21 protein-coding genes and 2 pseudogenes are annotated in these 25,460 nt (G+C 65.8%); 14 read left to right on the forward strand and 9 right to left on the reverse strand.

Going from position 1 to position 25,460, the window contains the following annotated elements; all coding sequences use genetic code 11:
• Window position 1 precedes the first annotated feature (1 nt).
• Both OXU32_14985 and OXU32_14990 read left to right on the forward strand, forming a co-directional pair.
• Entirely contained in the window at window positions 2–1,432 is a 1,431-nt protein-coding gene (locus tag OXU32_14985) for a DUF1552 domain-containing protein (GenBank protein MDE0075261.1), read from the forward strand.
• The gene (locus OXU32_14990; GenBank protein ID MDE0075262.1) at window positions 1,429–3,393 is read left to right on the forward strand and encodes an ankyrin repeat domain-containing protein; all 1,965 of its coding nucleotides are present in this window, start codon (window positions 1,429–1,431) and stop codon (window positions 3,391–3,393) included. The genes OXU32_14985 and OXU32_14990 overlap by 4 nt, the downstream gene beginning before the upstream one ends.
• A gap of 9 nt (window positions 3,394–3,402) precedes the next feature.
• Here OXU32_14990 and OXU32_14995 read toward each other — a convergent pair whose 3' ends face one another.
• On the reverse strand, window positions 3,403–3,843 hold the full coding sequence (locus OXU32_14995; protein ID MDE0075263.1) for an MOSC domain-containing protein: 441 nt from the start codon (window positions 3,841–3,843) through the stop codon (window positions 3,403–3,405).
• Between the two features lie 333 nt (window positions 3,844–4,176).
• Between OXU32_14995 and OXU32_15000 the strand changes: the two genes are divergently transcribed.
• Window positions 4,177–4,395 (forward strand): hypothetical protein, encoded by a 219-nt coding sequence (locus OXU32_15000; GenBank protein MDE0075264.1) that lies wholly within the window; start codon window positions 4,177–4,179, stop codon window positions 4,393–4,395.
• Window positions 4,396–4,605: 210 nt separating this feature from the next.
• Here OXU32_15000 and OXU32_15005 read toward each other — a convergent pair whose 3' ends face one another.
• A complete protein-coding gene (locus OXU32_15005; GenBank protein ID MDE0075265.1) occupies window positions 4,606–6,120 on the reverse strand; it encodes a serine hydrolase in 1,515 nt (504 codons plus the stop codon).
• 282 nt (window positions 6,121–6,402) lie between these two features.
• Between OXU32_15005 and OXU32_15010 the strand changes: the two genes are divergently transcribed.
• The 6 genes and pseudogenes from OXU32_15010 (at window position 6,403) to OXU32_15035 (ending at window position 13,095) form a co-directional block, all read left to right on the forward strand.
• Window positions 6,403–7,071 carry a TIGR02206 family membrane protein gene (locus tag OXU32_15010; GenBank protein ID MDE0075266.1) on the forward strand — a complete coding sequence of 223 codons (669 nt, stop codon included), beginning with the start codon at window positions 6,403–6,405 and terminating at the stop codon, window positions 7,069–7,071.
• Between the two features lie 358 nt (window positions 7,072–7,429).
• Complete coding sequence (locus tag OXU32_15015; protein MDE0075267.1) at window positions 7,430–8,455, forward strand: DUF1028 domain-containing protein; 1,026 nt, start codon at window positions 7,430–7,432, stop codon at window positions 8,453–8,455.
• 147 nt (window positions 8,456–8,602) lie between these two features.
• A pseudogene (locus tag OXU32_15020) lies at window positions 8,603–8,923 on the forward strand (carboxypeptidase-like regulatory domain-containing protein).
• Window positions 8,924–9,010: 87 nt separating this feature from the next.
• A pseudogene (locus tag OXU32_15025) lies at window positions 9,011–9,361 on the forward strand (TonB-dependent receptor plug domain-containing protein).
• A gap of 201 nt (window positions 9,362–9,562) precedes the next feature.
• Window positions 9,563–11,695, forward strand: coding sequence for a TonB-dependent receptor (locus tag OXU32_15030; protein MDE0075268.1), 2,133 nt, complete (start codon window positions 9,563–9,565; stop codon window positions 11,693–11,695).
• Window positions 11,696–11,763: 68 nt separating this feature from the next.
• The gene (locus tag OXU32_15035; GenBank protein MDE0075269.1) at window positions 11,764–13,095 is read left to right on the forward strand and encodes a RagB/SusD family nutrient uptake outer membrane protein; all 1,332 of its coding nucleotides are present in this window, start codon (window positions 11,764–11,766) and stop codon (window positions 13,093–13,095) included.
• Between the two features lie 73 nt (window positions 13,096–13,168).
• On the opposite strand, the gene OXU32_15040 is transcribed toward OXU32_15035, so the two are convergent.
• From OXU32_15040 to OXU32_15050, 3 genes are all read right to left on the reverse strand, one after another.
• Window positions 13,169–13,930, reverse strand: coding sequence for a TonB-dependent receptor plug domain-containing protein (locus OXU32_15040; GenBank protein MDE0075270.1), 762 nt, complete (start codon window positions 13,928–13,930; stop codon window positions 13,169–13,171).
• A gap of 97 nt (window positions 13,931–14,027) precedes the next feature.
• Window positions 14,028–14,744, reverse strand: coding sequence for a DUF2461 domain-containing protein (locus OXU32_15045; GenBank protein ID MDE0075271.1), 717 nt, complete (start codon window positions 14,742–14,744; stop codon window positions 14,028–14,030).
• Window positions 14,745–14,781: 37 nt separating this feature from the next.
• Complete coding sequence (locus tag OXU32_15050) at window positions 14,782–15,678, reverse strand: CHAD domain-containing protein (protein MDE0075272.1); 897 nt, start codon at window positions 15,676–15,678, stop codon at window positions 14,782–14,784.
• 203 nt (window positions 15,679–15,881) lie between these two features.
• Between OXU32_15050 and OXU32_15055 the strand changes: the two genes are divergently transcribed.
• Both OXU32_15055 and OXU32_15060 read left to right on the forward strand, forming a co-directional pair.
• Entirely contained in the window at window positions 15,882–16,052 is a 171-nt protein-coding gene (locus OXU32_15055; protein ID MDE0075273.1) for a hypothetical protein, read from the forward strand.
• Window positions 16,049–16,954: an MBL fold metallo-hydrolase gene (locus tag OXU32_15060; GenBank protein MDE0075274.1), complete on the forward strand. Its 906-nt coding sequence runs from the start codon at window positions 16,049–16,051 to the stop codon at window positions 16,952–16,954. Before OXU32_15055 ends, OXU32_15060 begins: the two co-directional genes overlap by 4 nt.
• Before the next feature lie 112 nt (window positions 16,955–17,066).
• Here OXU32_15060 and OXU32_15065 read toward each other — a convergent pair whose 3' ends face one another.
• A complete protein-coding gene (locus OXU32_15065) occupies window positions 17,067–18,227 on the reverse strand; it encodes a site-specific integrase (GenBank protein ID MDE0075275.1) in 1,161 nt (386 codons plus the stop codon).
• Window positions 18,228–18,930: 703 nt separating this feature from the next.
• Here OXU32_15065 and infA point away from each other — a divergent pair.
• The 3 genes from infA (at window position 18,931) to OXU32_15080 (ending at window position 22,824) form a co-directional block, all read left to right on the forward strand.
• Window positions 18,931–19,146, forward strand: coding sequence for a translation initiation factor IF-1 (infA, locus tag OXU32_15070; GenBank protein MDE0075276.1), 216 nt, complete (start codon window positions 18,931–18,933; stop codon window positions 19,144–19,146).
• A gap of 1,251 nt (window positions 19,147–20,397) precedes the next feature.
• The gene (locus OXU32_15075; GenBank protein MDE0075277.1) at window positions 20,398–21,090 is read left to right on the forward strand and encodes a hypothetical protein; all 693 of its coding nucleotides are present in this window, start codon (window positions 20,398–20,400) and stop codon (window positions 21,088–21,090) included.
• Window positions 21,091–21,339: 249 nt separating this feature from the next.
• On the forward strand, window positions 21,340–22,824 hold the full coding sequence (locus OXU32_15080; protein ID MDE0075278.1) for a PD-(D/E)XK nuclease family protein: 1,485 nt from the start codon (window positions 21,340–21,342) through the stop codon (window positions 22,822–22,824).
• Here the strand turns inward: OXU32_15080 and OXU32_15085 are convergent.
• From OXU32_15085 to OXU32_15095, 3 genes are all read right to left on the reverse strand, one after another.
• Window positions 22,746–23,126 (reverse strand): hypothetical protein, encoded by a 381-nt coding sequence (locus OXU32_15085; GenBank protein MDE0075279.1) that lies wholly within the window; start codon window positions 23,124–23,126, stop codon window positions 22,746–22,748. The two genes, OXU32_15080 and OXU32_15085, sit on opposite strands and share 79 nt — an antisense overlap.
• A gap of 1,616 nt (window positions 23,127–24,742) precedes the next feature.
• Window positions 24,743–25,204, reverse strand: coding sequence for a hypothetical protein (locus OXU32_15090; GenBank protein ID MDE0075280.1), 462 nt, complete (start codon window positions 25,202–25,204; stop codon window positions 24,743–24,745).
• 5 nt (window positions 25,205–25,209) lie between these two features.
• Window positions 25,210–25,428, reverse strand: a complete 219-nt coding sequence (locus OXU32_15095) for a hypothetical protein (protein MDE0075281.1) — start codon at window positions 25,426–25,428, stop codon at window positions 25,210–25,212.
• Window positions 25,429–25,460: the final 32 nt, after the last annotated feature.

Raw genomic sequence — 25,460 nt, forward strand, 5'->3', positions numbered from 1 at the left:
CATGAACTTCATCACGGGAAAGCACCTTTCTCGCCGTACCTTCCTTCGCGGGATGGGCACGACGGTTGCCCTCCCCCTGCTGGACGCGATGGTCCCAGCGGGCAGGTTGTGGCGCGACCGCGCCGCCACGGAGTTCACGCGCTTCGTGGGCATCGAGGAGTCGATGGGGTGCGCGGGCGGGAGCGACTGGGGCGACCAGCAGTTCCTGTTCGCCCCCGAGAAGGTCGGCCGCGACTTCGAGTTCGTGGCGACCAGCCAGCTCAAGCCGCTCGAGCCCTACCGCGAGTTCCTGACGGTGATCAGCAACACCGACTCGCGCATGGCGGAGGCGTACCGCGCCGAGGAGATCGGCGGCGACCACGACCGCACCACCGCCGTCTTCCTGACCCAGGCCCATCCCAAGCAAACCCAGGGATCGGACGTCTATCTCGGCACCTCGCTGGACCAGTTGCACGCGCGCCGCTTCGGTCAGGATACCGCCCTGCCCTCGCTCGAACTCACCACCGAGTCGATCGACCGCGGGGGCGGCTGCGCCTACAACTACCACTGCGCCTATACGACCTCCGTGGCGTGGGCCTCTCCGACCCAGCCGCTTCCGGCCATTCGCGAGCCGCGCGCGGTCTTCGAGCAGCTCTTCGGCGCGGGTGACTCCGCCGCCGACCGCGCCGCCCGCCGCCGCACCGACCGCAGCGTCATCGACTGGATCGCCGCCGAGGTGGCGCGCCTGAAGAGGGATCTGGGGGCGGTCGACCGACGGGCGATGGACGAGTACCTGACCCACATCCGCGAGCTGGAGCGCCGCATCGAACTGGTCGAGGAGCGCAACAGCAGCGGCGAGGAGCGGGCCATGCCCGAGGCTCCGTCCGGCGTCCCGGATTCCTGGGAAGAGCACATGGAGATCATGTTCGACCTCCAGCTGCTCGCGCTGCAGACGGACATGACCCGGGTCATCACCTTCAAGATCGGCTTCGACCAGTCCAACCGGACCTTCCCGGTCAGCGGCACCAACAAGTCCTTCCACGGGGCTTCGCACCACGGCAACGTCCCCGCCGACATCATGGACTTCAACCTCATCAACACACACAGGCTGAGCCTGATGGGGTACTTCCTGGAGAAGATGAAGAACACGATGGAGGGCGACGCTTCGCTGCTGGACAAGACCGCGATCGTCTGGGGTTCGTCCATGGGCGATCCGAACCTGCACAACCACCGCCGGTGCCCGCTCATCCTTATGGGGCACGCCAACGGCGCCCTGGAAGGCAACCTGCATCTGCGCGCGCCCAAGGGGACCCCGATGGCCGACGCGTTCGTGAGCCTGATGCAGGGCATCGGACACGACGACATGCGGGCGTTCGGCGACAGCGTGAGCGCGTTCCCGCTGACGTTCCCGAGAGGCGGCATTGCCGACGCGCTGCGGGAGGCGGGTTCGTGAGGGCCCGGGACAAGGCGGTGCGACGCCGCATGGGCCTGTTGGGCGCGACCCTGCTGCTGGTTTCGCTCGCCGGCTCCGTTGAGGCCCAGGATGCCGGACTGATCGGGGCCGCGAAGCACGGTGACGCGGATGCGGTGCAGGCGCTGCTCGCCGGAGGCGCGGACCCGAACCTGGCGCGGGGCGACGGCATGACGCCGCTGCACATGGCGGCGCTCGAGGGGCACGCCGATGTGGTGGCCGTGCTGCTGGGAGCGGGCGCCGAAGTAGGCGCGACCACCCGCATCGGGGCGTACACACCGCTCCACCTGGCCAGTCAGGCCGGGCACGGCGCGGTGGTGCGCGCGCTGCTCGAGCAGGGCGCGGATGCGACACTGGCGACCACCAACAGCGGAACCACCCCGCTTCACCTGGCCGCGCGGGTGATGGACGGGGAGGAAGCCGCCGCCGCGCTCCTGGAGCACGGGGCCGACGTGAACGCGCGCGAGGGCTCCGTCGGCCAGACCCCGCTGATGTTCGCGGCCGCCTACAACCGGACGCCGACCATTCAGGTGCTCCTCAAGCACGGGGCGGACCCGAACCTGGCCACCCGGGTCGTGGACGTGCTGCGCAACGTGGCCATCGACCGCGAGGCCAGCCGGCTCCTGCGCGACCGCATCGAGGGGCTCCGCTTCGCAGCCGAACCCGGCACGGAACCCGAATTGACCCCCGCGCAGGTGCAGGAGGCGATCGCGGCCCAGCGGGAGTTCCTGCGCGCCGACCACTCGCAGCGGGACTTCGACTCCGACGATCTCACCCAGTACCGGGCGGACTACCCGGGCGGCCCACCGCTCGCGCGCCCACCCTACCGGGAGACGCTGGTCGGCATGACCGGCGGCATGACCGCGCTGCTGCACGCCGCGCGCGAGGGGCACGTCGAAGCGGGGCTCGCCTTGCTGGACGGCGGGGCCGACATCGACCAGGTCAGCGCCGACGGCACCAGCCCGCTTCTGATGACCATCCTCAACGGCCAGTTCGATCTGGCCATGGAGCTGGTCGAGCGCGGCGCCGACCCTGACCGCGCCGCCGACACCGACGGCATCTCCCCGCTGTTCGCGGTTCTGCAGACCCACTGGGCGCCCAAGTCCAACTATCCGCAGCCCCGCGCACACGACAACGAGCAGACCGAGTACCTCGAGCTGCTGCAGGCGCTTCTGGACGCCGGCGCGGACCCGAACGTCCAGCTCAACACGCACTTGTGGTACTGGGAGTTCGGCCTCACCAAGATGGGCATCAACCTGGAGGGCGCCACGCCGTTCTACCGGGCCGCCTTCGCGCAGGACATCGAGGCGATGAAGATGCTGGCCGCCCACGGCGCCGATCCCGACATCCCAACCCGTTGGCCAGCGGTCGGCATGCGGGAACGCCGCCAGCAGGACGGGCGCCAGCAGGAGGACTCAGGTCTGCCCTGGATCCCCGAAGGTGAGTTCAACGCCTATGCCATTCACGCGGCCGCCGGTGGCGGCTGGCAGGGGCTCGGTGCGTTCAGCGTGCGCAGCGTCCCCGACAACTTCCTCAATGCCGTCAAGTACCTGGTCGACGAGCACGGGGCGGACGTGAACCTGGCGGACTCGTGGCTGTACCGGCCCATCCACTACGCCGCGGCCCGTGGCGACAACGAGCTCATCATGTACCTGGTCGAGCAGGGAGCGGACGTGACCGCCATCACCCGGCTGGGTCAATCCGCGGCCGACATGGCCCGTGGGGGCCGTTCGGGCTTCTTCGTGCGCGTGGCCTACCCCGAAACGGAGGAACTGCTGGTCAGCCTCGGCTCCAGCCGCGAGTGCGAGCATACCCACTTCCTCGACACGGGCGACTTCTGCGAGGGACTCGGGGTCCACGACCCCTGGAAGGAGAAGGGGATTCCGCAGACGACCGAGACGGTGGTGCCGCCACCGCCTCCTCCGGGAGGAAATCGGCGGTAGGCCCCACAGCTAATCCTCCCAGCTCACCGCGTCACCTACCTGGATGCGGGCGTCGCTCAGCACCGTGCAGAAGACTCCGCCTCGCCAGTTGGGATCGAGGGCGTCCCGCAAACCGGTGAGCTGTTCCTCCATGATCGTGCAGGGCCGGGTTTCGCCGCGCACCTGAAGCATGCAGCCGCCGATGCGGATCCTGCGGTCGCGGGTGTTCGCCAGGCTCACCCCGCTCACCATCAGGTTTGCGCGCCTGAGAGCTGGATCGACAGGGGTGCCGAGTTCGTCGTTGAGCGTGTCGAAGACTTCCTTCTCGATCAACGTGACCTGGCGCCGGGTGCGGCCGTAGTTCGCGTCGCCGGCAAGTCCGCCTCCCGCCTCCGCGGTGGCCTCCGAGACGGCGCTCATCTCGCCCCCGCGCTGCCGCTTCAGCCAGATCGCCTCGAGTCTTCCGCTCATCCGTATCGCTCCTGTCGGTTCCGGTCCGGTTACCGGATATGTCTTGGTTTCAAGGGCTTATCGTCGTCGTGGGCTCCGGATGAACCATCGTCCCTTCCTCGGCTCGGACCGCTCCAGAATACCCCATCGGGTCGCTGAAGGCGAGAGACGGTGCGCGCTGGTCGGGTGATGGGCGCCGGGCGCCGTCCGGGCCCGTCCCGATCCCCGGGGTCGAGCCCGCGGTAAAGACGTCCCGGTCAGCCATGGACTCGCCCGGGAGTCCCGGTTCGGAATGGTTCATGAGGGGAACTCAAGCGTCCCCCGAGAGCCTGCCCCCCAACCCGGAGACTGGACATGATCACTCGACGCAAGACCTCGACCCGCCTCACAATGCCCGTGCTGGCCCTCGCGGCCGCCCTCGCCCTGCCAACCGGACCCGCATCGGCGCAGCACTTCTATCACGAGCCACCTGCCGACGAGGAGATCGTCGATGGGCGTCCGGACCTCGATCTCAACGGCAACTGGATTTGGTGCTGGCCGCTGTACTGGTTCATTTTCTGCGGGACCAGATAGGTCGGCCCGTGATTGCGGCGCGTTCACCAAACCGGTGGCAACGGCCGTGCTGGCCGTTGCCACCGGCGAGCGCGGCGCTCCCGCAGACGGAAGTGGCACCACGTAGGGGTGGCGCGCGCGCGGAAGGACATCCGGGCTTGGGCGCGAAGCCATGCGTGACTCGCCCGGTTGGCTAACCGGTACCGGCCGACTCGCTCGTGGGCGGCCTCCTCAGTTCGTCGGCACCGCCTCCATCAGCAGGCTCAGCGCCTCGTTGAGCGCCCGGCCCCCCGGTCCGCCGCCGCTGTAGTGCCCGATGCGCACCACCACCATGTCGTGTGTCGGGATGATGATCGTGCTCTGGCCTCCGGCGCCCGCCATGCGGAAGGCGCTCGTCGGGATGGGGCGGCCGCCATCGCCGTTCACCCAGAAGAAGGCACCTCCGTACACCGGACGCCCGTCCGCTACCCAGGCGGGGGCGAGCGTGGACGCGTACTCCACGTATCCTTCCGGGAGAATGCGTTCGCCGTTCACCACGCCGTCCTGCAGATACAGGTTGCCGAGCCGGGCCCAGTCGCGCCCGCTGCCGAAGCCGTACCCCTGGAGCAGGAAGTTGCCGTAGGGATCGGTCATGGCGATGAAGTTGCGCATCCCCAGCTTGTCGAAGAGATGCCGTTGCGGGAACTGGTGGTAGTTCTCGCCCAGCTCCCCTTCGACGCCCAGGCGGACCAGGTAATTGGTGAGCACGGGGTCACAGTTCCGGTACCGTCCCACCGTGTTGGGCTCCCACTGCTGATCTTTGCCGGCCGCCCACTCGAACGAGTTGACGGTGCCCGTATAGAGGTACAGGTGGTCGGGGTACCCGATGTCCGGGTCGTCGCCGGGATCGCCCAGGTTGCGGCAGCGCAGCCCGGATGACATCCGCATGATGTCGCCGATGCGGATGGCCTGGCGCGGGTCGCCTTCGCCCTGCCACTCGGGTACCGGCGCGGACTGCCAGAGGTCGTAGACGCCCTTCTGGATCAGGATGCCCATGAGCGTGCCGGTGAGGCTCTTGTTCATGGACCAGCTCTCCAGCGGAGTAGTGTGGTCAATGCCCTCGCGGTAGCGCTCGGCCAGCAGGCGGCCCCGGTGGGTCACGACGAAGGCCGCGGTCAGCGCCTCCGGGGGAGCGAAGGCCGCATCCACCGCCTGTGCGACCTTGTCCATGTCCACATCGGCCGGGAAGGGCTCGTCCGGAAGGAGGTCGCCCAGCGGCCAGGGCGTGGCCTCGGCATCCGGGAGGGTCGAGACCACCTCGACCGACTCGTAGTACGGCTCCTCCTCGCCGATGGGGAGAGCGAGGCACCCCTGGTCGCCGTGCAGCTTGGCCGAGCGCACCGTGCCGTCCGGCAGGGTGAGGTGCACCCGCTGGTTCTCGTAGTCCACCACCCGATCGGTCACAGCGCCGCGGTGTTGGCGCAGCGCGGTGAAGAAGCCGGTGTGCTCGGCGGCGAAGTCCGGATCCAGCCCCGACAGAAAGACGTTGGAGCACAGGATCTTCGCGAAGCCCGCCGTCGAATGCACCACCGGGTCTCCGGGCGGCAGCGCGTACTCGCCCGGAAGTTCGAGCTCGGCAGCGCGGGCGAGGAGCTGCGCCTGCGGATTCTCGGCGGCCGGTTCGGGCGCGTCGCCGGCCGGGGCACAGCCGGCGGCGATGATCGTGAGGACGGCGAAAGACGGGATCAGGCGGTGCAGCATCTTCATGACTCCGCTGGAAGGATCTGGAGACCGACCATCGGCCCCATCATCTAGAGATTCACGATACGAACCGGCCGCAGAGGCAACAAGAAGAGTGGATAGGCGACCACCGCGCCGGGGCGGGCCAATAGAGGAAGGGGCGAGCCTCAACTCCCTTTCCCGGCCCGGCGCCGAAGGCTAGTCTGAGCCTTCGCTCCGGGCTTCTCCCGGTCTCCTGGAAGCACGAACTGTGGGGAGGCAGGCGTCCTGGATTCCTTCTTTGCCGCAGGCGATCCCGCGAACCCTTTCGTGATCTTCGGGGGTGCACACTTGCTCTCCCTGGCCGTGCTGGCCGCCCTCGGATATGTGACGCTCCGCCTCGGGCAGTCGGGGAGCGAAGAGACCCGGCTACGGATCAAGCGGGGCATGATCGCGCTGCTCCTCATCACCTTCGTGGAAGGACACTTCTGGCACGTATTCCACGGGGAGTGGGCAGTGGCGGAGCGCCTCCCCCTGCACATGTCCGGCGCGATGGTGTGGGTGAGCATCTACGGGCTCTGGACGGACCGGCCCTGGACCCGCCCGCTGATGTACTATCTGGGGATCGCCGGGGCGATCCAGGGGGTCCTCCAACCCGACAGCCCGTATGGATTCCCCCACGTACGTTTCGTGGCAACGATGATTTCGCACACCACGATAGTGGTCGCCGGATTGTGGGTGATCCTCGTGGAGGAGTACGCACCGAGCCTTCGCTCGACTCTGTGGACCCTCGCGCTCGTCCATATCTACGCGGCGGTCATCTTCGTCTTCAACCTGTTGGTGGGCACGAACTACCTGTACATCGTGGAGAAACCGGAGTCCGCGTCGCTCATGGACATCTTCCCGGAATGGCCGTGGTACCTGCTGGTACTCGAGGGGCTCCTGCTGGTCATCGTCGTCGGGATGTACCTGCCCTTCGCGCGCCTGCGCAGAGCCTGAGGGCCATTCGGCCCCGCAACTCGCGGCGTCGAGCCTGATCTCCCCTTTCCGTTGGTGGCCAGCAGCGCTAATCTGAGCTATGCCACCCGGTGACGATGGTGGCCCTCCCGGTGCCCGGCTGCAGGTCGTTCGTCAACATCAACGCTGCAGTCGCCTTCCCCTTCACCCTGACAGCGGGCACCAGCCACCCGTCCTCGGCCGGCAAGCCGGAGTCGGCGTCCCTCATGGGCGTCTACCGGTGCGCTCCTGGTACCGGCTCGTCCTCAAGGGACTCCCGATCGTTCTCGGGATGCACCTGACCGTTCGCGCAGGGCGTGAATCGCGGTACCCGAGCCACTCTCGACCTTGGAGGTCCGCCATGAAGGCCGGCACCCTTCTCTTCCCCACGGCCCTCGTGGTGGTGACCCTGCTGCCGCCCTCGACGTCGGAGGCCGCGGCCGCGCAGGAAGAAGATCCCAACTATCTGGCAACCTACTCCATCATCGCTCGCGACCGGGGCACCGGTGAACTCGGCATGGGCGTCCAGTCCAAGGCCTTCGCGGCCGGAAACCGGGCCATGCACGCAAAGGGCGGCGTTGCGGTCATCGCGCACCAGGCGTCGGCCAACCCCATGTATGGCGCGATCGGCGTCGACCTGATCGAGCGCGGCTACAGCCCGCAGGAGGCGCTCGACATGATGGTGGCGAGCGACGAGGGGCGTGACCGTCGCCAGGTGGCGATTCTGGACATGGAGGGCCGCACGGCGGCCTGGACCGGAGCCGGCGCCAGCGACTGGAAGGGTCACCGGTGCGGCCGGGACTATTGCGCCCAGGGCAACATCCTGGCCGGTCCCGAAGTGGTCGACGCCATGGCGGCTTCCTTCGAAGCGTCCAGCGGTCCGCTGGCCGAGCGGCTGATGGACGCGCTCGACGCCGCTGAAGCTGCGGGCGGGGACGCACGCGGCAAGCAGTCGGGCGCCATCCTGGTGGTGGCTCCGCGTGCCGGCAGCGGCGGGTTCAGCGACCGGGTCGTGGATATCCGGGTGGACGACCATGCCAGGCCGCTGGACGAGCTCCGGCGCGTGCTCAACCTCTTCCGGTCCGGCCAGATGGTGCGCAACGCCAACGCAAGCATGGCGCAAGGGAACCTGGAAGAGGCCCTGGCCACTGCCACCGCCGCGCGCGACAAGTCGCCGGAGAACGACAACGCGTGGGTGGCACTGGCGACTGTGCAGGCCCGTATGGGACGCGACGCGGATGCGCTGGAGTCGCTCCGCAGGGCAGTCGAGTTGAACCCCGGTCGCATGCGCACCCTGCCCCGCGACCGAAACTTCGAGACTCTCCACGAGCACCCGGACTTCCGGCAGCTGGTCGGGGCCGATGATCCCGGTGCGAGTGCTCGTTGATGGATAGCGTAGTGCAACGTCTCTGAGGGGGCCTCCCTCAAGTCAAGTCTCCCCGGAATCGCCATGTGCGAGGAGGTCATGATGCTCGAATTCTGTCTGCAAAGCGTAGGCGCCAACTGGACGTCTCTGCGGAGATCCGCGCGATGTATGTCGACGCTGGTGGCGTGTCTGCCCCTGCTGGTGCCCGGCATCGCGGCGGCGCAGAACACCGCAACGGTAACCGGCCTGGTCTCGGACGCGAACACCCTGGTCCCCCTGAGCGGCGTTGAGATCCAGGTACAAGGCACAGACATCAATGGGGCCACAAACAACGACGGCAGGTTCATTCTCCTGAACGTCCCGGTTGGGGACGTCGTCCTGACGGCGGGGCTGATCGGACGCCGCACTGCGGAACAGGCGGTCACGGTCACGGCCGATGCCCCGACCGAGGTGAACTTCCTCCTGGTCGAGACGGCCATCAACCTCGACGAGATCGTGGTTACCGGGACGGCAGGGGAGCAGCAGGCCCGTTCCCTCGGGACCACGGTCGGATCCCTCCCGGTGGCCGAAACGCAGGTGATCGCTCCCCGGGACAACTTCGAGACCATGCTGGGGGGCGCCGTTCCGGGCGTGAACGTGGCCTACGGCGGCGGCCACGTCGGGGGCGGCAACAACATACGCATCCGGGGAGCCGGATCCATGGTCCTCTCAGGGCAGCCACTCATCTACATCGACGGTGTCCGGGTGAACAGCGGCGGTCCGGGGGCCGAAGGGTCCCTTGGCGTGGGCACGCAGAGTCCGTCCACGCGGTTGAACGACATCAGCCCGGAACTCATCGAGTCCATCGAGATCATCAAGGGTCCGGCGGCGGCTACGCTCTACGGGACGGAGGCGTCGAACGGGGTCATCAACATCATCACCAAGCGAGGCGCTCGGGGCGCTCCCGTTTTCACTCTGACGTCGAAGGTCGGGCAGAACTGGTATCGGGATCCCAAGGAGCACTGGCCGGGAAGTTTCTACACCTGCACCGGCCGCGGTACGGATCCGTGCACTCCCGGTGAGATCGTGGAAGTGAACGTCTTTAAGCGCGACTACGAGGTCCACGGCATGGAGCACTTCCAGGTCGGAATGCCTCTTGGAAGCGTCGGTACCGTCTCGGGAGGCACGGACGCGGTCCGGTATCACTTCACGCTGGGCTGGGACTTTGATGAAGGACCCGTCCCAAACAATACCAACAACAGGCTGGACGCACGTGCGAACCTCAACTGGCTGCCCCGCGAGGACCTGACGGTGGACTTCGGCTTCGGGGGGATTCGCTCCGAACTGCACACCACGACGGGGCGCCAGCCCGCGCGTGTTACAGGGTTCCACTGGTCCTGCCCTGGCGGTGGATGCGAGATCGGTACAGGGACGCCCAACGCGCTGGATGGTGCTTTCCGCGGCTATATCGCGTATCTGCCGGACCTGTACGACGAGTTGCTCGATTCCGGGCAGAAAGTCTATCGCAGCATCTATACGCTAACGGCCACGCATCGCCCATTCGACTGGCTCACCCACCGGTTGGTCGTGGGACTGGACCAGGCGGAGACGAACGGTTTCCGGCTCAATCGCCACTCGTCGGGGCGGGTTGGCATCAGCGGCCGTCAGGGCGACAAGAGGCTCGAATTTCGCAACACCGACAATTTCAGCTTCGACTACTCCGGTACGCTGACCTACGAGCCTGTAGCCGGGTTCTCGCTGGCGACATCGTCCGGTGCCCAGTACTACGAGCGGTCCTCGGAGTGGCTCGCGGGGCGTGGATCACGCTTCGCGGTGCCCAGTCTCGAGACGATCTCCGCGGGAGAAACCCGAGAGACGTCCGATGGCTTTTCCAGCAACAAGACCATCGGGATGTATGTTCAGGAGCAGATGTCCTGGCAGAACCGGATCTTCCTGACCGGTGCTCTCCGAGGGGACGACAACTCCGCCTTCGGGGCGGACTACGACTTCGTAGTCTATCCGAAGCTGAGCGCGAGTTGGGTTGTCTCGGAGGAGTCCGCGCTGGAGGGTTTGGACTGGATCAACTCGCTGCGGCTCCGGACAGCCTGGGGGAAAGCCGGACAGCAGCCCGATCAGTTCGCAGCGGTGAGGCTCTACAATCCGGAGCCGGGATACCAGGGCGCGGGCGGCGTGACTCCCTTGACGATCGGAAACTCCGACGTGCAACCCGAGGTTGGCGTGGAGACCGAGATCGGCTTCGACGCCGGACTCTTCAACGACCGAGTCGGTCTCGAGTTTACCTACTACGACCAAAGGCGGACGAATGCCCTGATCAGCGTTCCGGTTAAGCCCTCGACGGGCTTTCCCGGCTCCCAGCTCAGGAATATCGGAGAGATTCAGAACACGGGATTCGAACTCGGGCTCAACGTGGATGCATACCAGGGTTCGACCGTGGGGGTCGAGTTCGGCCTGGCGCTCCACACGAACAGGAATGAGGTGCTCGATCTGGGGGGATTGGACCCGATTCCCGTGTTCGGGCGGAACTTTACAACCGGGTGGACGGGCCAGCGCCACGCAGTGGGCTTCCCGCTTGGGTCCATTTTCCTGCCTGTGGTGGTGTCGTCCGACATCGTGGGCACAGGCTTGCAGGCGCGCGCGACGAACGTGATGTGCGAAAGCGGTCCGATCGCAGCGCCGGGCACCCGAATCACCCGGGGAGGGGGTCCTCCTGTGCCGTGCACCAGCGGAGAGACCGCGCCCGAGGTCTACAGGGGCTCGACTGTTCCTACACGCGAAATGGCTTTCAACGCGACCGTGTCGTTCCTGGACAACACACGCTTCTACGTCGACCTGCAATACGTGGGCGGGCACACCATGGTGGACGGGATCACGGCGGGCTCCCACCTTTTCTTCCGGAACACAAGGGCGATCAACGAGAAGACCGACCCGATCTTCCTCGGCTACGACGAGATCGGGGAAGTCAACCCGTCGGGGATCTTCGACGCCTCCCAGCTCACCATGCGGAGCGTGTCGCTGAGTCACAGTTTTTCAGGTGAAATGGCCGCGAGACTCGGTGCCTCCCGGCTCAATCTGACGCTCTCCGGTCAGAACCTCTGGAGGATATGGAGAGCGCAGAGCGAAGCCTTTGGGCACTCCATCGTCGATTCGGAGATTCGGGACACCGGCGCAAGGAATACCGACCCCGGAGGAATCTCAGCCTATACGCAGGACGGTTTCCCGATGTTCAAACGTTTCCTGGCGACCGTGCGGGTGACCTGGTGATGCGCGCGCAGGCGGAGGGATCCAGAAACGGATTGTTGATTTCAGACGAAACCACAGAGGGACCTGTCATGAATAGAGTGATCGAGATGGTGCCGTGGTGGCGGAGGCTGCCCGGCGTTGTGGCGCTTTCGGTGGCCCTTGGGGTGGCGGGGTGCGACACCGCCGAGCTCCTCGAGGTGGATCTTCCGGGTAACGTCACGGCCGAGGACATCGAGGATCCCAGTTTGGCCGGTACCATGCGGGTATCCGCCATCGGTGACTTCGAGTGGGCGTGGGATGAGTACGTAGACTTCGCGGCCAAACATTCGGACGAGTACATCCAGTCTTCCGGGAACTTCACCGGACGACGACTGCAGATCCGGGATATCCCGGCTAATGAGCCACGGTATCAGGTCAACGTCTTCGGCCGGCTCCATCGGGCGAGGGTCATGCTCGAAAGCCATTTTGACCGGCTTCAGACCTTTGCCGACGCTGACGTCCTGAACCGGACCCAATATCTGGCCGAGATGCGGACGTACGGGGGCTTCATATACGTGGTCTTCGGCGAGGGCTTCTGCGGAACGCCGCTCAACGGAGACGGCGTGGTCCGGACTCCGGAACAGCTCCTAGAGATCGCCGTGGATCAGTTTACGGAGGCCCTGAGCATCGCCGGGCAGTTGGGGACGAGGCGGGGTCAGGAACTTGTGCAGGCGGCGCGGATTGGACGCGCCCGGGCGTACCTCAACCTGGATCAGTATTCCAACGCCATCGCCGACGCGCAGTCTATCGTGAACGATCCCGACCTCGATTTCTACGCAACTCGGGAGTATGGAGAAAATCGGCGCGAGAACTCGATGGCGAACACGAACGAGCTCGATACCAACCAGCAGTCGACCGTCGCCCCGAGCTACCGTGACGTGCGGTGGAAGGGCGTGCCCGACCCCCGGGTGACGGTCATGGAAACCGGGCTCATCGGCCACGACAACGCCACCATCGTCTGGCGCCACAACAAGACGCCCGAGAGTTTCCCCGCGGGCGCGGCCCAGGACGTCATCATCGCTTCGTCGCGTGAGGCCCGCATGATCATTGCCGAGGCCTCGGCCCTGACCGGGGACCTGGCCACGGCGATCAGCATCATGGATGATTTCCACGCCGCTGCCGGGATTCCTCCGATCACCGCGGAAGACGTGCCTACCCAGGACGACGTCATCCGGCAAGTCATCGAGGAGCGCCGTCGGGAGTTCTTCGTCGAAGGCGGTCATCGCCAGAGGGACCATCTGCGGTGGCGGGGCACCCAGTTCAACATCCCGTACCTCGGTGAACCCGGCTCCGATCATCCGAACGGGGTCGATCAGTACGGTCAGGTCTACGGCAACACAACTTGCTTCCCAATCGCTCAGAACGAGCAGGTGGGAAGCTGATCCTGCATCCTGTGCGGAAGCTCACTCCGGCCTCCCGTTGTGGGGGGTCGGAGGCTTCCGCGGAGTCTCTTCCCTAACCGCCCCGGCTCATCGTCTCAACCAGGATGACGCCCGCCGCGGCACCCGGGTACCGCGATGTCGATGCGGGTCCGCGCAGCACTCGGATCCGCGTTACGGACGTTGCCGGGATCTGCTCGAGAGTCAACATTGCCCGGTCCTGCCCGCCGGCGTCGATCCTGACGCCGTCCAGGTAGATTTGTGGTTCCTCGCTCAGCAGGAACGAGTTCACGCCTCTGAGCCGAATCGTCACTCCGATCCCGACTCCCCCCTGGGGCTGTTGGACCGCGACGCCCGGGACGCCCGTCAACAGGAGGTCGGCGGCAGTTCGTGACCTTGCGCCCGTCCCGGTGACGCGCGCTTCCGAGTGTCCGCGCCCGAGATCGTCGCGTCGCGGAACCTCCACCAGGAGCTGATCCAGCACGACCGAGACACGGTGGACATGGAAGTGGATCAGCGATTCCTCCAACGGAGTGATCTCCACTGTTTCGACGAGGGTGATGAACCCGTCGCCCTCGACGCGTACCACGACTTCTCCGGCGGGAACGTTGAGGAGCCGGAACCATCCGTCGGCGTCCGTACGCGTGCGGTGGTGCGTGAATTCCGGGAGCGCCACCAGGGCGCCGGACACGGGCGCGAGGCCTTCCTCATCCAAGACCAGACCCATCACCGAACCGGATTCCTGAAGCCCGGCGGCGCCTTCGGTCACCGCAAGAACAGCCACCAGCGCGTACACACCAGGGATGAGTTTTCGTGTAGCGTGGAGGGGACGCTTCACCAAACGCGCTTTTTCCACCATAGCGTTCTCTGCGGCTGGATCCATCTTCTATCGATACCCACGCCAGGCCGAAAAGCTTCCCGCGCGACCCGGCACCTCAATACCCCACCCCGAGCGCCCCGCACAGCCAGCGCTGGAACGGCGCGGCGTCCCGGCACAGTCCGGCGAACGTCTCCAGAAACCCTTCCGATGACACCGCTTCTTCGCTGAGATGCGCGACCCCGATGAAGTCCTTGCGCCTGAGATCCACGATGAGCGGATGCTCCACGCTGAAGCCCTTGGGGGCGCGGATCAGGGAATCGCCTTCAAGCTCGAACGACGCCCGAAAGCCCTCGTCCCGGGAGGCCCGCAGCCACGCATCGGGGTTTTCGTCGATCGCTTCCCGGATCTTCCGCAGCGCGGGACCCCCGGGCCGCCAAATGCCGCAGCCCACGAAGACGCTGCCGGGCTCAAGATGCAGGTAGAAGCCGGGGGCGTGCGCGTCCTTCGCCGCCTCATGCCTGAAGTGGATGCCCGTGTGAGTCTTATAGGGGCTCTTGTCCCTGGAGAAGCGCGTGTCCCGATAGATGCGGAACAGGGAGCCGCCATTGGCCCGGGGATCCGCGCGGAAGCGGGGGCTGATACGCGCGAGGTGGGGCGCGAAATCCGAGATGAAGCGGAGCGCGGAGGCCTTCACGTCGCCCTCGTAACGCGTCTTGTTCACGGTGAACCAGTCGCGGTTGTTGTTGGCGGCGAGCTCGGTCAGGAAATCGAACGTGGCGGGCGTGAAGTAGGCGCGGTTCATGAGCTTGATGGGATCGGAGGGAGATGACACGAGCGCTTAAGCTAACACTGCGGACCGGCGCGTCGGATCAGTGTCCCGTCAGGCCCGGCCCCTGGGAGCGGGTGTCCCAATAGGCACCCATCCGTGCGATGAAGCGTCCCGGCTTCTCCGCGTAGACCAGCCCGCCGACGGCGATGGCGTGCGCCTCCAGTTCGCGCGACCGACGGGCGGCTGCCGCCAGCACAGACACACGCTCACGCTCGCTCCCCGCGAGTCCGGGCGACCTCGAAAGCAGGGCGCGTAGCTGGTGCAGATCGTGATGATCGCCGAGCAGATCCCCGAGCCGCCGTGCCGTCCCGGCAGCACCAGTCAGGACATCGGGCCAAAGCCGGACCAGCAGCTCAAGGTGGTGACGATGGTATTTGACATCCTTGCGCCACTCATGGAGGTCGGTCGCGGACGCGCCTCCGACCGCCCGCCGGAAGCCTCTGCGTCCCCTCCGATAGGTCACGCGCAGGCCGGGCTCGATGACCTCGAACCCCTCTCCTGCCAAACGCCATCCGGCGACCCGCTCCCTGGCTTCCGCCAGGTCTTCCAGCAGCCCCGCCAGCGTATCGGTGTCCCGAAACTGGAACCCGCGTCGAGCTTCGTAACGGGCCTCGAGTCCGCGGCGCAGGGTGGCATCCTCCGCGCTCTCCAGCCGATCCAGCGTCTCGAGACTCGCCTGAGCCTCGCGCACCCCCGCGAGCTTCCGGGCGGCGTCCCGATACCAGCGGTTCTCCCGACGGAAGGCCGGCCCCAGCCGGGGCGCCACCAGCCGCAGCAGCGCCCGAATGGCCTTGAAGCGCTTGCGCGCGTCGTGAACCCCCTTGAAACGCCCCTCGCGGGCTCGGTCGAACGCCGCCATGGCCCGGTCCACCTGCCCGCGCGCGACGCGGTGGATTTCCGCGGCAACGTCCCGATGAAGCCTGATCTCGAACGCCATGCGAGTCCCTCTGTTCGAGCGCACTTGCTACGGAAGGAAGAATGCGGATGGAATCGCGGATCGGACAACCGTCCGCGCTCCGGAGGGCGTTTCCGCCGTCGTTGACACACCATCCGGGGCTGGGCAGATTCGACCTGAAGAACCCCCTGTCCGGCGCGTCCGGACGGGCCCTGCCTGCGCACTCCCAGCCGAGAGATCGATCGATGGCCGCTGCCCGTCACAATCCCCTCGTTTTCTACGTCCTGCTGGTCGCCACCTTTGTGATGGCCTACGGGGTGATCTGGTTCGTCGTCAGTGCCAACGCGGCGTCGGTCGGCGTCGCTCTGGTGGGTGCCGCGGTGGTTTTCCTCACCGGCCGCAAGGTTTGCCAATGAAGGCCGGGGCGCGCTTGCCGCGCGCGATGCCGGTCGTGGTCGCCGCGCTGGCGCTTGCCTCGCCGCCGGTCGCGGCCCAGCAGGACTTCTCGCAGGTCGAGATTCGCACCGAGCAGGTCGCCGACGGGCTCTACGTGCTCTTCGGAGCGGGCGGCAACATCGGTCTGTCGGTGGGAGACGACGGGGCCTTCCTGGTCGACGACCAGTTCGCCCCGCTCACCGAGAAGATCCTCGCCGCGGTGGCGGAGGTCACCGACCAGCCGGTGCGCTGGGTGCTCAACACGCACTGGCACGGCGACCACACCGGCGGCAACGAGAATCTGGGCCGCGAGGGCGCCCTGATCGTCGCGCACGAGAACGTGTACCGCCGCCTCAATCCCGCCGAGTTCGCAGACCTGGTCGGGCGCTCCCAGCAGGTCGCCCCGGAGGGGCTCCCGGTGGTGACCTTCAACGACCGCGTCAGCTTCCACTGGAACGGCGAGGACATCCGTGTCAACCACATGCCCAACGCACACACCGACGGCGACGCGCTCGTGTTCTTCTCGGGCGCCGACGCCGTGCACATGGGAGACACGTTCTTCAACGGGCGCTACCCCTTCATCGATGTGGACAGCGGCGGGAACGTCGACGGGGTGATCGCCATCGCCGACTACGTGCTTGAGCACTCGACTGCCGAAACGAGCATCATCCCCGGGCACGGCGAGATCACCGACCAGTCGTCGCTGCAGGCCTATCGCGACATGCTGTCGACGGTGCGCGAGCGGGTGAGCGGCATGATCGACGACGGGATGACGGAAGACGAAGTGGTGGCCGCGGGCCCCACCTCCGATCTCGACGCCAACTGGGGCGAGAATCCCGAAGGCTTCGTGCGCGGCGTCTACGTCAGCCTCGCGGGCAGTTGAGAACCCTCACGTAACGTCATGCGCTCTCAGATTTCCATCTCGTGCAATCACTGATTGTTACGCGCTCCGTAGGCCGGATTCCCGCCAAATGACTCCCGCTGATTCGTGAGCTTCAGCCGCCGGGTCTCCGGCGGGCTTCCAGTGCCTTCCGAAGCTGTCCCTCGTCGGCTCGCTGGTAGCACTGAAGCACCGTCTTGGCCGTCTTCCAGCCCCCCAGCTCGCAGAGCACCTTCAGCGGCTGATCCATGAGATCGCTAGCGAACTTGCGCCTCAGCGAGTGCCAACCTCTCCCGCGCTTCGGTTCAAGTCCCGCGAGCTTCCGGGCCCGGTTCCACCAGCAGCGCACCAGCGACCGGCCCGCGCACCGCGAGGGATCGCTCAATGCGGGGAGCACGGGACTCCCATCCATCCCCGAACTTCTCTCTCGCGCCTCCTCCAGAACCGCGACCGCCTCGGCGGTGACCGGCGTCTGGTGTTCGTATCCGGTCTTCTCGTGCTCCGCCCTCCACCGGATGACTCCGTCTTCAAGGTCGATGTCCGGCCACCGCAGGTGACGGATGGCCCCGATCCGGTGTCCGGTCTCGTGCGCGAGCACGAGCGCGACGTGGAAGCGCCAATCGACCTCTTGGGACACTCCGAGAAGCGCCTGGTATTCCTGCTCGGACAACACCACTCGCGTGGGGTTTTTCTCCGTGGGCATCTTCAGGCCCTTGAGCGGGTTCCTGTCCAGAAGCGGGCGGCCCCGCTCGTCCTTCGACCTCGTGGCCCAGTTGAGCACCGCGATCAGGAACTTCAGGTCGTGTTCGAGCGTCGCGTCCGATACCGGCTTGCCGCTCGGTCCGACCTTGCCCGCGCGCCGCGCCCGGATGAACCGGTCCCAGTCGCGCTGGGAGAGTGTTGCGGGCTTCCGGTCCCTTCCGAAGAACCGGAGGAACATCCTCGTGGCCGCCCGGTCGGACCGTTGAGACGCCTCCGCCTTGGTGGGCGTCACCTCCTCACCATAGATGTCAAACAGCGTCTCCAGCGTGAGCGGCTCGGGCTCGGCTTCCGCGTTGCCGTTGGGCGCGTCGATGAACCCGGCGGCGAACTGATCCGCCTGCCTCTTCGCGCGCGCCCAGTCGCGGTGTTTGAGCGACCGGGTGAGCCTGCGCCCGTTCTCGCGCCACTCAAGCTGGAACAGGCCGGTCTTCGGATCAGGAAACACCCTCACCCGGTTGCGGCCCCATTCGCCGGCGCCGTAGCTCCGGCGGCTTCGTTTCGTGCGTGCCATCATTCGATTCCTCCGATGATGGACTGCACGATCTGCGCGCACGAAACTTCGCCCGAGGCGAGCGTCTTGGCCAGTGCTGGAGGATAGCCCGCCCCGAGGGGTGTGCGGCGACATCCGGGGTGGACTCGTGCGGGTGGTGGAACTCAAGAATCGGGCTTGCCGAGAGTCCGGCCGGGGCTGTTGCACCGGGTGAACGCATGGCGGACGGAGTGGCTCGGGCGGACGCTGTTCTGACGGGGAATCCGGCCGTCCCGTGGCCGAACGGGAGATGTGTATTTGACATCGACGTCGACCGGACACGGAATCCGCGCTCATATGGACACGCGCCAAATGCCGCAAGTCGCTGACGGCCTAGCGGTTGCGCCACGGCCGACGGAGCACCCGATGCCGATCCGCGCTCCTTGGCCGTGGCTGGGAGCGACCCCCCTGTTTCGATGCCCAGTGCGGGCATCGGGGAGGGTCGGGATGTGCACGCCCATCCCACCCTCCCCCGGGGGTCGCTCCCAGTCCATCAATCCTTGGCAGGAAGGCCATTGGACGCCTGGGACGACCGCATCCCGAGCCTGCAGGCGTCTGCTGGCGCCAACGCCATCGCGGCGAGGGCCGATTCGAGCATGGCCCGACAACGCGGCTTGCGCGGCGGGATCGTGTCACGGACGTTAGGCTGACCTGCTGCCTACCTCTGTTCCTGAGAAGAGACCCGCCCTTGGCAAAACAGGCGATCGAAATCGAAGGGGTCGTTACCGAAGTCCTTCCCAACGCCACCTTCCGGGTCCGCCTGGAGAACGGCCACTCGATTCTCGCGTATCTCGCCGGAAAGATGCGCAAGAACTACATCCGGGTGCTGGGGGGCGACCGGGTCAAGTGCGCGCTGTCACCCTACGATCTGTCGAAGGGCCGCATCACGTATCGGTACAAGTAGTCCGCCGGGCCACATGACTGCGACGAACGCCGTGATCGTGATCGCTTCAGCAGCGGGTCTCCTGCGTTTCTCATATGCGACGATATCGATGCCTTATGCCGCCAAGAGCGACTGCAAGACGATTCACCTCCCGGACGTGATGGACTGGAGAGCAGATCGGTGGAAAGACGCGGTGGATAAGTGGAAAACTGGCACCATAGGAGCGATTTAGCGGCAGAATCGTGACGAGATGGGCTTTCGTCTAGCCCCGCGGGGGAACGATGGCCAGTATTGAAGGGAAGCGGCCGACTACTGATGCACATCGCGCACTCGAATGCAACGTAAGCGAATTCACGTGACCCGCGAGCCCCAAAACATCCTTGATGGCATCCCGCAGGGCACTACAGTATTCGTCCAGAGCACCGGGGAGGGGCCCGTGTTCCTCTTGGAGGGGCCGGAGGCCGATCCAGCCAGCGAGGACGGTGCAACCGTGCTGGCAGGATATCCGGTCTTTCGCATGACAGCTTGGAAGGTCGGCACCCATCCCCTTTGGGCTTGGCGTGGCGACGTTTCCTCGGTCCTCGCCATGCGCTGGTGACGTCGCACAAGTGCTGACCGATCACATCCATCTTGCTCGACGAAAGCAGCACAGCACCTCCCTCCGGCCGGTCCGGGTCGTCGGCGACACGACGATGTTGGCCGAGCGCCTATCGTAGATGATGTTGGAGGCTGGCGTGAGCCGGGTCAGGGGCGCTGCGGTGACCGTCAGATCGCTTGGTGAGGAAGGGCGCGCGTACTTCGAGTTCCTGCATGTGCGATGAGGCGGCGAATACTACGCAAGAGACTCCGCGTCGAGCGCGCTGACAAGGTCTGCAAGCGCGACGGCTGTTCGCGGCCGGTGCATCCCAACCGCGAATCGGATTACTGCGATGCCGTTTGCTCCAGGCGCGCGCACGAGCATGAAGCAAGACTGGAGCGCGCGCGCATATCGGCGCGCGCATGGCTCTACGAACGACGTCGAGGGGCTTGACCAGTGCCTCGTGATACGGCTCGCAGGGCGTCCCCCGTGAACGGCGTCGCGCTGGTTCGTTCAGCGGGGATCGCTGGTCAGGACGCGCCCAGTCTCTTGCGCCAGAGCTTCGATCCCCGCACGCGACGTGGAGGCCATCGGCGGGCAGTTTCACCTCTGGTAGCGCTGTTCTTGCTTGCTCTCGGGCGCTTCCGCAGTTTCGTATATGAGAGCATTACATGTGCGCCAGCGAGGGAAGCAACATGAGGACCGTTCTCGCCATCATCGCGCTCGCGACTACGGCGAGCATCCTGACGGGACACGTGCACGCCCAGGAGTTGACCAACGCGCAATACATGTCTTGCGTCCGCGAGATGTCAAACCGTGTCTACGAGGAAGGATGGAAGGAACGGTGCCTGCGATTCCTCGGCCTAAACCAAGGCGATCCCGCCTATGACAGCGTAGTAGCACACCACGACTCGCTAATCGCCACGCTCTCTACCGAGGACTTCGACTACTGCCGGGCCAAAACCGTCATTCGAGATTCCGCAGCCTTCTGGCGCATCTGCCAGAGCGTCCTCGAAAGCCGCGCGCGTCAGGAGGAATTCGATAGGGTGGTGGAACAGGACCGCCTGCGTGAGGAGCTAGCCCGGCTCCAGCGCTGCGAGGAAAACGGCACGGCGGCGCTTGGCCTAAGCCTCATGGACGCAATCTGCGATGTTGTGGTCAGAGTTGAGCGCGAGGGTGACAGGCTGGGAGTGGTGCTCAACCACGAGACGGGCCGCATGGTCGGTACCAAGAGCCTTGACGCGATGGAGTTCACGCAGGTCGTCTGCGTGGCGTGGAACAAGTTGCACGGCGGCAGTCAGGCCCTGTTCGTGACCGAGGCCGGGTTACGGCTGGTCACCGTTACATGTTCGGGCATCCCTGATTTCGAGTGGCACATTCAGCTATGACGCTCGCGCGCTTGGCGTTCCGTCGCGCTCCGCGCATGAGGCGTCCCCGGTAGCCGCGCAGAGCCCGACTCTCCACGAGAAGGCGAGAGACTTCATTCTGATCGCGCTATACCACCTTGCGGGGGGCGGGCAGGCAGCGCCGCAAAGCCGCCGGAGCGAACGCGGGGCGAGGCTGGCCGATGATCAACGACGGGGTTGGTCTGGCGGACGCTGTGGGAGGAGTTGGCTTGGCAGGCGGCAATCAGGATCATGGATGACGCGAGCCTGAAGAGTCGGCGACGATACGCACGCTTCTTCCGCGAACTCGGTAGGCACCTCGAAGATGCTAGACGAGCAGAGCATCGCCAGATCGTGCGGTTTTTCGTGGAGTTGTCGCCTCGGCTGGACACCGCCAAGGTTCTCGAACGAGATCTTGACCGTCACCTAGCACGTCGTTTCAACGTCTCCGATTACTTGAACACGTCCGAGGCCGGACTCTCGAGGATCATTGCCGATCTGCTCAATCCCGCGGGGCCCCACGGCCAAGGAACGATCTTCCTCGCGACGTTGCTAGAAGGACTGGCCGAGATTCGTCACCGGCCGAAGCTGGGTACCGCCTTCACGAAACGGATCGGAGTAGTCACGGAGAGGACCATCACGAACAACCGTCGCCTGGACATCTCCGTGGAGATCCCGGACGGTGATCGTGCCTTCTGCCTCGCCATCGAGAATAAGCCTTACGCGGATGACCAGCCCAACCAGGTCAAGGACTACCTCGGCTATCTCGAACAGGAGTACTCCAACCGCTTTCTGCTGCTCTATCTTTCGCCCACGAGCGACGGTCCCGATGAATCGAGTATCCCGCAAGACGAGCTTCAGCGATGGCACGAACGCTTCGCCATCATGGCCTATCGGGCCGACGCTGCGAGCGTGGACTCGGAAGGCAGCTCTGGGGACGTTTTCGACGATTTCCGAGTAGAGCTTTCGCTGGCGAACTGGTTCGCGGCTTGCCGTCAACGTTGCGACCCCGAACGACTACGCTACTTCCTCAGGGACGCTGAAACGTATTGCCGAAACTTCGGAGGTCATTCGATGCCGACCGACAGCGAAACTCGCGCCATGCAGGACTACCTCTTCTCAAACCCGAATCAGCTTCCAACCGCGCAAGCGGTGTATGACGCGTGGCCAGCCATCAAGGCAAGGCTGTGCGAGCGGTTCCTGGAACATCTGCGCACGATGATCCACAAGAGGGTCGAGGAGGAATTGGGCGGCAGTGGCTCGGATCTCCAGACAGAAACCAAGTACGGTGGAGAAAAAGGATGGGCCAATTTTCTTTGGATCTATCGCGGGAGCTGGCGTCCGTGGGAGAACCGCAGAACCACGCACCCTCCGTACGAAGGGTGTACGGCCGTCGTAATGCAATCGGCAGGGCCAGGACCAAACGGTTGGAGGTGGGGCGTGCTTCACCCGCTGGCCAAGAGCAGCATAGCTACTAGGGCGGAAAAGGAGCGGCGCGAGCGTCTTGAGGAGAACCTTCGAACTGGCCTCGTTGCGGGACGAAGCGACTCCTGGTGGCCGTACTTGGGGCGGGTTAGCGACGAAAAAGCCAGCTGGAATGCCCTTCTTCCAGACTTGTACCGGGAATTGGAGAATGGGGGAGGCCCAATTACGGACTACTACGTTGACGGCATGACTGACCTCGCCACCACGGCGATTCCTATCATCGACGAGGTCGAAAGGGCGTTTGGGAAGTGATCGAGCGGACGGACCGGTGATGCGCCCATACGACGCGGCTCTTCCGCACTCTCCAGCGTGAGCGGCTCGGGCTCGGCTTCCGCCTTGCCGTTGGGCGCGTCGATGAAGCCCGCGGCGAACTCGTCCGCCTGCTTCTTCGCCCTCACCCAGTCCCGGTGCCCCAGCGACCGGGTGAGCCTCCGACCGTTCGCGCGCCACTCTATCTGGAAGTTGCCGGTCTTCGGGTCGGGAAAGATCCTCACCCGGTTTCGGCCCCATTCGCCGGCGCCGTACGAGCGCAGACTTCGTTTCGTGCGTGCCATCGTTCGATTCCTCTCTCGATTCGATGGATTGCACGATCTGCACGTTCGGAACCTCGCGCCGCTCGGGCGCGTCGTCCAGAGTCGGCGGCTCGGCCGGTCTTGGGCGCGGGCGCGCCCATCGCCACGCGGATCGTCTGGAAACGGTCGATCCAGACGTGGTTTCGGCGTATCTACGGGCTCTAGGATCGCCCAGGCTCGACGATCTCGGGTCTCCGAGGGGTACGGGTCGGGTGAGAATCGCCTTCGAGCACAGCCTCGACGAGGAACCGGGGATCTCGAAGCGAACCGCGCACACGGTTTCCTGCCGGGGACGGCCCACCTGGCGCTTGCCGCAGGACCCGCACCGCCGTTTCCTCACCGAATCCCGTTCGAGGCTCCGACGATTTGCTCTGATCTGGCAATCGGTCGCAGCTGGCGGGCTGACGCGCTTCGCTTGTCCACCAACGTTCGGGCCCCGGGAGACTCGTCATCCGAACGCGGGTCCGATTCCGCCGCCCCTCCCTGACAACCCACCATGCAGCTTTGGTCGGCTACGGCGGGGTGTAAGCGGCCGGGCCGCCGAGTTGTGAAGTCAGCGCCCCGGCCGGAGGGGCGGGCTTTGCCCGTCCCGGAGGCCCGGGGAACCGGCGCCGAGGCGGCGGGGCCGACCAGCCGGTCTGGCCAACCGGTCCTCCGCCGCCTCGTAGCGGCGCTCGACACCCTTCCGGGACGGATTGATGCTGCTGGAGCGACCCCTTGGAGGCGGGGACGAGGGTGTGAAACCACGCTCGGCCCTACGCCGTACCGAGCCCTCGGCGAGGGGGGTCGCTCCCGTCACGGCACCTGTCGCCGGTGTGCCACCGCGCAACCGGCGGTGGTACCGCAAGACACTGCCGCGCCAGCGGATGCGCAGGAAGGCCGGCGTGAATCGCCGGAGGGTTGAAGTGTGAATCGCCCCCCACCGTCGTTCTCACACTACGGTGCGGCGTAGGCGGGGGCGCCAAAGGCCGCGGTGAACGCGCCCGGCCCCCGACGATTCGGCTTGCGTGCCAGCCCAATTAGTCGGGCGATCCGCTGCAAGCTCGGACACCGACGACAGCGACATCCGCGAGCATGGCGAGCACTAGGATCAGTAGGCCCATCACCGCCGCGACGGCGTTCTTTCGCCGATCCGTAGTGGTCAGCTTACGATCAGGAGGAATTAGCTCCAGCCATACGGCAACCCTGATCCATCGCTGCATGGCGGATGGGTGGCCGGCCTCCATACCTACCCTCTCCAAGACGTCCTCCTCCATACGGTCTTGCTACGGCAAGGTCGGCGAAGCTCTCCCGCGGAACGCCATACGCACCGAGGAGCACGCCCACAAGCTCAGCTTCGGCGACGGTGTAGTACCAGATTCCACAGGCCACGCTTCAACCCCTCGGTCCTCGTCGGACCAGCAAATGACGCCGATGAGGTGGGTGGGCACCTCCCGCCCAGTCTATTTCCCGCACCACGCTCCGTTTCACGCGGAGGTACTCGTCGACGAATCTGTCCACATGCTCGGTTAGAACTCCACGGATGTACTGGCGATCATTGCCGTGCGTCGCGCGCGGGTGCGCGGCGGTTGCGGGTCCTGCGGCGTCGGGATGCTAGGTCACGAACGACACCTGCACCGCCCGTCAAAGACACAACGATCGGCCAAGTGTTCGACGCGCTCGCGCTTGTTCTTTCCGTCCGGACACTCCACCCACTGCACGGACAGCCCGTCAATGGCGTCGAGGGTCGCGTTCAGCGCCTCGATCTCGGTCGGATCGCTGGGGTCGATTTCGTAGGAGGACCACCCGCGTCCGTCGCGCTGATCCTTCGCCACCTTGTTCACCAGGTTGACTCCACCGACAGAAGGACGCGGTTTCCACCCAGGATTGTCGATCCGGGCACCGACAACCTGATAGCGAAGCCGCTCGCGGAGATCGCTGGTCTCGCCAACATAGACTCGCAACCCGTCGGCATTCGTGAATCGGTACACGCCGGGCGCGGCCGGAATCAGTTGCTCGAAGGAGTGCCAGTCCCGGACCCGATACGCTCTCGCCGCCTGCAACTCTCGCACAAGCGCCATGGCCTTCACGTAGCTATCCTCCTCACCCCAGCGGAATCCCGAACCCCGCCGTCGCCGTGAAGGCTGCCCGTCATGGTGTACTCCTCGTCGATCCCGAGGACCCCGTCCAGGTACATGACCTCCGCCCCGAAGTTCAGGCTGGCGGCCAGCGGGACCGTGAAGCCCGCGCCCGCGACGACGCTCGCGTCGTGGCGGCTCCACCGTCGCCAGGCTCCTAGGTTCACTTAGTGCGATCAGGTAAACCATCCTTCATCGG

The sequence above is a fragment of the Gammaproteobacteria bacterium genome, assembly GCA_028819075.1.
In the GTDB taxonomy this organism is placed as follows: Bacteria; Gemmatimonadota; Gemmatimonadetes; order Longimicrobiales; family Gaopeijiaceae; genus BD2-11.

Excerpts from the sequence above, each read along its gene's own strand:
- OXU32_15015 (MDE0075267.1), top strand. The coding sequence starts at position 7,430 with ATGAAGGCCGGCACCCTTCTCTTCCCCACGGCCCTCGTGGTGGTGACC.
- OXU32_15090 (MDE0075280.1), bottom strand. The coding sequence starts at position 25,204 with ATGGCGCTTGTGCGAGAGTTGCAGGCGGCGAGAGCGTATCGGGTCCGG.
- OXU32_14995 (MDE0075263.1), bottom strand. The coding sequence starts at position 3,843 with ATGAGCGGAAGACTCGAGGCGATCTGGCTGAAGCGGCAGCGCGGGGGC.
- OXU32_15065 (MDE0075275.1), bottom strand. The coding sequence starts at position 18,227 with ATGATGGCACGCACGAAACGAAGCCGCCGGAGCTACGGCGCCGGCGAA.
- OXU32_15000 (MDE0075264.1), top strand. The coding sequence starts at position 4,177 with ATGATCACTCGACGCAAGACCTCGACCCGCCTCACAATGCCCGTGCTG.
- OXU32_15055 (MDE0075273.1), top strand. The coding sequence starts at position 15,882 with ATGGCCGCTGCCCGTCACAATCCCCTCGTTTTCTACGTCCTGCTGGTC.
- OXU32_15075 (MDE0075277.1), top strand. The coding sequence starts at position 20,398 with ATGAGGACCGTTCTCGCCATCATCGCGCTCGCGACTACGGCGAGCATC.
- OXU32_15050 (MDE0075272.1), bottom strand. The coding sequence starts at position 15,678 with ATGGCGTTCGAGATCAGGCTTCATCGGGACGTTGCCGCGGAAATCCAC.
- OXU32_15060 (MDE0075274.1), top strand. The coding sequence starts at position 16,049 with ATGAAGGCCGGGGCGCGCTTGCCGCGCGCGATGCCGGTCGTGGTCGCC.
- OXU32_15035 (MDE0075269.1), top strand. The coding sequence starts at position 11,764 with ATGAATAGAGTGATCGAGATGGTGCCGTGGTGGCGGAGGCTGCCCGGC.
- OXU32_15080 (MDE0075278.1), top strand. The coding sequence starts at position 21,340 with ATGGATGACGCGAGCCTGAAGAGTCGGCGACGATACGCACGCTTCTTC.
- OXU32_14985 (MDE0075261.1), top strand. The coding sequence starts at position 2 with ATGAACTTCATCACGGGAAAGCACCTTTCTCGCCGTACCTTCCTTCGC.
- OXU32_15005 (MDE0075265.1), bottom strand. The coding sequence starts at position 6,120 with ATGAAGATGCTGCACCGCCTGATCCCGTCTTTCGCCGTCCTCACGATC.
- OXU32_15030 (MDE0075268.1), top strand. The coding sequence starts at position 9,563 with ATGCCTCTTGGAAGCGTCGGTACCGTCTCGGGAGGCACGGACGCGGTC.
- OXU32_15085 (MDE0075279.1), bottom strand. The coding sequence starts at position 23,126 with ATGGCACGCACGAAACGAAGTCTGCGCTCGTACGGCGCCGGCGAATGG.